Below are 1,938 nucleotides of genomic sequence, written 5' to 3'. Positions count from 1 at the left end.
GGGCGGCGCTCGATCTCACAGGCGCCAAAAATGCTACGGCGAACCCCTGCCAGCCCTCCTGCAACCTAGTGCCAAACCCTCACTGCTTCATCCCCAGCTCGGCATCATCCATCAGCGCCTTGGCCATCGCGCTCAAATAGTGCGCAGCCCATATCATCATCAGCTTCCCATCCATCAACCCGGTGATGGTCAATTCGCGCACATACCCCATCAACTCCGAAGACTGTTCGCGGGCATCCCTGCACGGGATCCCGGGCTCGATGCGGAATAGCGGGGTGGATCGGGGATAACTCTCAGCATGATGTAGGCCTGTTCAAAATTGGGGCCACCACCTTCTGCTGTCAAACATCAAGGCGGCAGCTGTACATGGGTTGACAGACCGGTGAACAGAACCAAAAGCCGGCGCACACGAGGTGCCCCATGACAGCTGCCATAACGGCTAAGCCATGTGGTTAGTTCAGGGCGGCCTGTCAAAGCCGGTCGTTGATTGGCAACGACCGCCCGAGACTAGTGCGCACCACCGAACACCACAATGGCAGGGAGTATCTTTGGGAAATGCCCTACAAGAAAGGGCTTAAATCTGATTTTCCGCTGGCGCAATGCCATTTCATTTTCTGTAGCTTGCCATGCCACAAAGTGCCTTGCGGCAATCGGCCGCCTTCCCATGGCAGGGGCCTGGCCCTTTAACTGCATGGCAGAAACGTCACACCCGTGGCGCATCATCCTTGAAAGTCGTAGTGGGGAATGAAACATCGTGAACATCAAATGGGCAGAAAAACTGCGCAAGGGCCTGCACGGCTCGGCCGACTCGCTGGGCAACCTGTGCGTCGAAGCCTTCCATTACCTTGCCCTGTTCGGCATCGGCGCCATCACCGCCTATGCGGCGGTGGTCACCTTCCTGGACATGCTCGGCAAAGGCGGGATCAGCGTCGACGACATCCTGCTGCTGTTCATCTACCTGGAGCTGGGGGCCATGGTCGGGATCTACTTCAAGACCAACCACATGCCCATCCGCTTCCTCTTGTACGTGGCAATCACCGCGCTCACCCGCCTGCTGATCGGCGATGTTTCGCACCACAAGGCGCCGGATGAAGGGCTGCTGTACCTGTGCGGGGGCATTCTGCTGCTGGCGTTCTCGATCCTGGTGGTGCGCTACGCCTCGTACCGCTACCCCTCGACCAAGGTGCTGGATGCCAACGGCAAGCAAGTGGAAGAGGGCAAGTAGGCCTCAGCGGCATAGGTGAGCAGCACAACACCGCAGGTCGCGGAAAACTGCGGTTTTTTCTTACAGACGCCTCTGAAAATCCAAAGAACGCGCATCACGCCAACGTATGGCACCCTGTTGTTCAAACCCGGAAAATCCCTGGGTTATGGCTCTTTGATATTGCCCTCCCTGGGCTGTAACCCACGGAGGGCGTGGCCTGCGCACGGTTGACACCATGGCGCACAAGCCTATTTACTCAGCAGCTCTCAAGGAGGGTAACCCGGCACATGAATTGATTCATGCCGAGCGTTTACAGGGAGATGCTGATGATCATGGCGCGTCTTGACGCTATTGCAAGCCGTTCCGTACCTGGCGGACAGGAGTAATCCCTCATGTTCGAAGCAGCCAGGTTCGGCGACGATATTTCACACACCGGCGCATTGGGCGGTTTCCTGTTGGGGGCCGCTCTGGGTATCGCATTGGTGGCCACCGTGGCCATCGCCACCTTCACCTGCGGGTTCGGCGTAGCTTTGCTGGCAGGTCTCGCGGCGGGGGTTGGCGGCAGCTTGCTGACCGCTGCCGGCGAGGCGTTGGGCAGCCTGTTTTCATCCCCCTCAGGGACGATAACCACTGCCTCACCCAACGTGTTCATCAATAGCCGCAAGGCCGCCCGCGTCGAAAAAAGCATCGGTGCCTGCGACAAGCACCCGGGGCCGGTGCAGATTGCCGAAGGG

Annotated in this window: 2 protein-coding genes and 1 pseudogene; 2 read left to right on the top strand and 1 reads right to left on the bottom strand. The window is 58.9% G+C overall.

Translation table 11 applies throughout. The features are described 5' to 3' along the window. Positions 1-79: 79 nt before the first annotated feature. Positions 80-274: pseudogene (locus APH30_RS27015) on the bottom strand (DUF3077 domain-containing protein); the annotation flags it as partial. A 480-nt stretch (positions 275-754) separates the two neighbouring features. Between APH30_RS27015 and APH30_RS27010 the strand changes: the two are divergent. Beyond that, on the top strand, positions 755-1,225 hold the full coding sequence (locus tag APH30_RS27010) for a phosphate-starvation-inducible protein PsiE (protein ID WP_009681701.1): 471 nt from the start codon (positions 755-757) through the stop codon (positions 1,223-1,225). A gap of 371 nt (positions 1,226-1,596) precedes the next feature. Further along, positions 1,597-1,938: PAAR domain-containing protein (locus tag APH30_RS27005; RefSeq protein ID WP_054914244.1), on the top strand; the 342-nt coding region annotated here is incomplete at its 3' end.

Source organism: Pseudomonas sp. NBRC 111127 (assembly GCF_001320345.1).
In the GTDB taxonomy this organism is placed as follows: Bacteria; Pseudomonadota; Gammaproteobacteria; order Pseudomonadales; family Pseudomonadaceae; genus Aquipseudomonas; species Aquipseudomonas juntendi.
Note: the sequence above shows the minus strand (reverse complement) of the source record. Positions and strands in the feature narration are given on the sequence as shown.